The 4126-nt window shown below is 42.2% G+C and carries 3 protein-coding genes and 2 pseudogenes; all 5 read left to right on the forward strand.

The window, feature by feature from the left end; all coding sequences use genetic code 11:
* Positions 1-226: 226 nt before the first annotated feature.
* The gene (locus AB4653_RS20965; protein ID WP_240798349.1) at positions 227-1081 is read left to right on the forward strand and encodes a CPBP family intramembrane glutamic endopeptidase; all 855 of its coding nucleotides are present in this window, start codon (positions 227-229) and stop codon (positions 1079-1081) included.
* Positions 1082-1402: 321 nt separating this feature from the next.
* The gene (locus AB4653_RS20970; protein ID WP_016800045.1) at positions 1403-1795 is read left to right on the forward strand and encodes a Rid family detoxifying hydrolase; all 393 of its coding nucleotides are present in this window, start codon (positions 1403-1405) and stop codon (positions 1793-1795) included.
* Between the two features lie 272 nt (positions 1796-2067).
* A complete protein-coding gene (locus AB4653_RS20975) occupies positions 2068-2430 on the forward strand; it encodes a hypothetical protein (protein WP_016800046.1) in 363 nt (120 codons plus the stop codon).
* A 106-nt stretch (positions 2431-2536) separates the two neighbouring features.
* Positions 2537-2770 (forward strand): annotated as a pseudogene (locus AB4653_RS20980) (prevent-host-death family protein); the annotation flags it as partial.
* Positions 2761-2990 (forward strand): annotated as a pseudogene (locus tag AB4653_RS20985) (type II toxin-antitoxin system RelE/ParE family toxin); the annotation flags it as partial. The pseudogenes AB4653_RS20980 and AB4653_RS20985, both read left to right, overlap by 10 nt.
* Positions 2991-4126 lie beyond the last annotated feature (1136 nt).

Here is a 4126-nt window from a genome sequence, read left to right on the forward strand (position 1 = left end):
GTTAAATAGAGGGGGAATTTAACTATGAAATTATTAATTACTCTTCATAAGGTTGGAAAATTTTGGGGGGTAACCCTAGGCCGTGGGATTAAAAGCTAGCTCCCAGATTCGCTTGATAGAGTGCACCTCTCTTGCAAAGGGCTCGTTATAGTGAGCCTTACCAGCGCAGCACGTTCGCGAAGTGAGCTTAAACGACCAACATGATAAAAGCGGCAAGAACTGCCTTATGGTTATTAATTTTTTGGAGTTTACGATGCGGTTAGTGATTTCAGCTGTGGTGGTGGTTTACATAGGCTATTTCTTTCCAAGTTATGTCCTGCTTGATTACTACCTGAGCATTACCCGAGAGTGGGCATTAAATCCGACTTTGGATCGAGCACTCTACTCTGCTTTCGCCTACTATTTTCTACCTGTTATCGCTTTTTTCGTGCTATTTGTTAGTGCTCGGCGAGATAAGCATTGGAAGCAGTACTTAACCTCTTGGCCCAGAAACGTATGTACATGGGGTGAAGGCGCGTTGATATTGATTGGGGTGATTTCATTAAATTCCGTATCAAATTATCTTCAATATATTATTTTTGATTGGTTTTCCCCGGGATCTTGGCAGGCCCAATCCTACAATTTTACCCCTTTATTTTCGGCCTCTGATGGAGTAATTGATTGGTCGAGTGTGTTGCGAAGCGCTCTAGACGGTGTGCTCATTTCTCCCGTGATAGAGGAGCTCCTGTTTCGTTATTTGTTGTTTGTTATTTTCAGGTCCATTTTTGGGGTTACTAACGCCGCATTACTCTCAAGCTTAATATTTGCTTCAATACACCAGTGGGCGCTGGACGCATTTATGTCTGGGGCGTTTCTATGTTGGGTCTTTGAGCGATATCGCCGCCTAGGAGTAGTCATTGTCATTCATGCTTGCCATAACCTGTTTATTTTACTTTATGATCTTGTCTATTATTTAAGCACTCAGCTTCACTTTAACCCTTGGGAGGCGGTTGATATTAGTATTATTGCGTTGCAAGTGGGGTATCTAGTGATTTTTTCACTATTTATTGATTATCAGCGTAGAGGGTTTAAGGAGAGGTAAGGTTTATACGGGGCGGTCTACTTTACGCCTTTATTTTAAATTCACTTGGTTGAGTTTTAGCGTGCTTTGGTTGTCAGCCACTTTTCTCCTCCATCATAAAAGTGAAATGAACGCTACGCGATTTTCACAATGAAAACAGTGCTGCCAAGAGGGAGTAAGGAAAGGATATTTAAAAGTTAGTGAGTGGTCTAAGCAAGCAATTGTCTTGCCTAGCTTCTCCGTTCCCTTCAAATCTCATTTTTAATTATAGTTAAATAATAAGTGTTTTTTTACCCAATCCTATAGCTTTGTTGATTCATCAAAAACCTATGGTTAAATAATATGCGAAAAATAATTGAAACTCAGTCAGCCCCTAAAGCTATTGGCCCATACTCTCAAGGGGTGATTTCTGGAGGGCTAATTTTCACTTCCGGACAGCTACCGCTTCACTCACAATCAGGCTTGATGGTTAAATCCTGCCTTGAAAAACAAACGACTCAATGCCTAGAGAACATGAGAGCCATTTTGCTACATGCGAATACTGATGTGTCAGACGTAGTAAAAACAACCGTTTATCTTACCGATATGGTGAGCTTTTCAATTGTGAATGAAATTTATAATGATTTTTTCATTAAACATGGTGCCAATTATTTTCCCGCAAGAACCTGTATCGAAGTGTCAAAACTCCCTCTCAATGCCATGATTGAGATAGAGGCCGTTGCTGTCGCACCTTAGCCGTTAACGTTTCGTAATTTTTTAGCTCCAGGGTGCCTATGTCGTAATTGTCATCAACAGCGCGAAAAATCCGAATGAGAGCATATTTGGTACGCTTAACTACTGAGCAAATTGATTCCTTAAAATCAAACTTAGATAGTACCTTCTATTGGTTTCAAGAAGGTACTGTGCTCAACTTCCTTGCGATAGCAAAATTAAAGAGCATGTTGTAGAACTACTAAAACATCGAAAATAAGACACCTAACAAGGCCATCTATACCTCAGGAGGAAAAATGGAAAAGGTCATCCGAGAACTGGCTAAAGAAGTAGGTCGAGTTATTCAAAAACCAGAAATGAAAACTGACTTTGTAATCAAAGGTCTCGGCATACGAAGAGGTGAAGAGGCGTTAATCTATCGTATTCCCTCTCATTCTAAAAAAGCGTCTTTCTATGAAAAAGGAGTGACTCTCTCTGAATTCCAGTTCGCTTACGTACATTTAAAAGAATCGGGTTATTTTACGAGAGCTTGGTTTAATAAAAACCTCTCTGCTTGTGCAAAAGAAGGGGCGTGCAATTTTACAACAATAGGCGGGGTTTTTAGCATTTTAGGTGTGGCAGAATACACCTCAAAGGCGACCTATCAATTAAAGGCATAACAAACTGTTTAGTGTAACTCCCAACGCTTTGCATTTCTCTCCACTAAACTTACTAGACTCAAGTGATTCAATAGTATCACTTGAGTCTTCTGTTGGAGTCCTTCTCATGAAAGTCGAGCTTGTTACTTCCCTTAAGCGTCAAGCGACCAAAACCCTCACAGACCTAGCCAGTGCTGTTCACCGAACATGGGACCCCCTCTACGTATCTGGTTGATGTGGACACCAGTTTATGCAAAACCGTTTGGCTATTCTCGAAGGGCTTGCTGGCGGTGAACTCGCAATCTCAAAGGCAAAGCACTGGGTCCTGATGAAGCAAGGAAAAATGTCAAAATGGCTGAAGGGATTTGGAGTGAGCCCGCGTTATCGACTCTCAATAATTCGCGGAATACATTGCCCTTGAAAACCTGCTCGCTGCCAAACAACTCGTTCAAAACATCTTCGAAAGAGTCGAACGCCTCAGCTAATTTCCCGAGTCTGGGCGTCTTCCTCCTGATCTTAAACACCTCAATTCTCGTGAATTCGTGGTTAATCCTTGCCGTGTTTTTTACCAAGCTAAAGGTGTGCATCTTTAGTTCAGCTGAACTAACCGTTGAACTAAAAACGTCTCAAGACGCTCTTGAAGTACTCGACCGTGATCAGTTTACCTTAATGAACGACCCCACGGCTATACGGCTGAGACGGGAAAAATTATCGTTATAAAACAAGGCAAAGTGACGTTTTCTGTTGAGGCCCAGAGGCTCATCAGCCCGTTATTAACTATCACGAACACCACCGCTGAAAATGTGTTGCTCACTTAATGAGACGGAGCGGAACAATACGAAAAGCGATTGCTTAAAGTGATAGAAGGCTTAACTTGGCGACACAAACGGTAAGTATTTTAGTTCTTCCCCAAGTTTGGATTTTAAAAAACTCAATTATACCGTTAATGAGATGAAATATAATGTGGTGCGGTCTTACGCAAAAAGCATTCAAGCGCTAGAGTAGAATGCCCCGATGGACGGACATTATGCAAATTTTCGACAACAAGATGGTGCGAGAAAAATGACAGTGTTGGTAGACAATATGACCGTTATTGCAAGGATTTAGCAAAGCTAACCGTCCCCGAATTAACTGCGCTCACCAAGGAGCATGGGGAGTTCTATTCATACTTCCCAACGCTTCATTTCTTTTGGACGTCGAGTAAAATTGCGCCAGAAATCACCACGCAATCCGCCGGCGCTTCAGAGTTTCTGTCTATCACTTGGTTCTCAAGAATTTCAAACATCCATAAGAGCCATTCTTCTCTGGCCATCTGTGTACGGAACATTCAAGTTCCGTCGGCAACGCTATCGAAAGGCCGAGGGCTGGCTCGGCTTTTCAATGTCTTTATTAACGATGTTTACTGGGGCTCCAAGGTTTCGCCAGAGCGATGAAAACGGGCTGGAAATTTACTTCTTTCTAGGGCCACTCTGTATGAGCCTCAGCGATCCGAGGGATTTGGTTTCCATGAATTGACCCATTGCCGCCCAATGGGCAATGGTTTGGGACGGGGTCAGTCCAGAGCTTTTGGCGGCTCTGAGTGCTTGTTTGAACAACACTTGATCGATATAGACACTCACTTTCATCACTAATCCTTCTTGTTCATGCTTACTTTATTTAAATTTACTCGGAACCCAAGATTTTGCCGCTAGAGTTTATTTTAAAACCGTCCTAATAG

The organism is Vibrio sp. 10N.222.48.A3 (assembly GCF_041475345.1).
Lineage (GTDB): Bacteria > Pseudomonadota > Gammaproteobacteria > Enterobacterales > Vibrionaceae > Vibrio > Vibrio tasmaniensis_A.

Coding starts and splice junctions, on each gene's coding strand:
- AB4653_RS20975 (WP_016800046.1), top strand. CDS start 2,068: ATGGAAAAGGTCATCCGAGAACTGGCTAAAGAAGTAGGTCGAGTTATT.
- AB4653_RS20965 (WP_240798349.1), top strand. CDS start 227: ATGGTTATTAATTTTTTGGAGTTTACGATGCGGTTAGTGATTTCAGCT.
- AB4653_RS20970 (WP_016800045.1), top strand. CDS start 1,403: ATGCGAAAAATAATTGAAACTCAGTCAGCCCCTAAAGCTATTGGCCCA.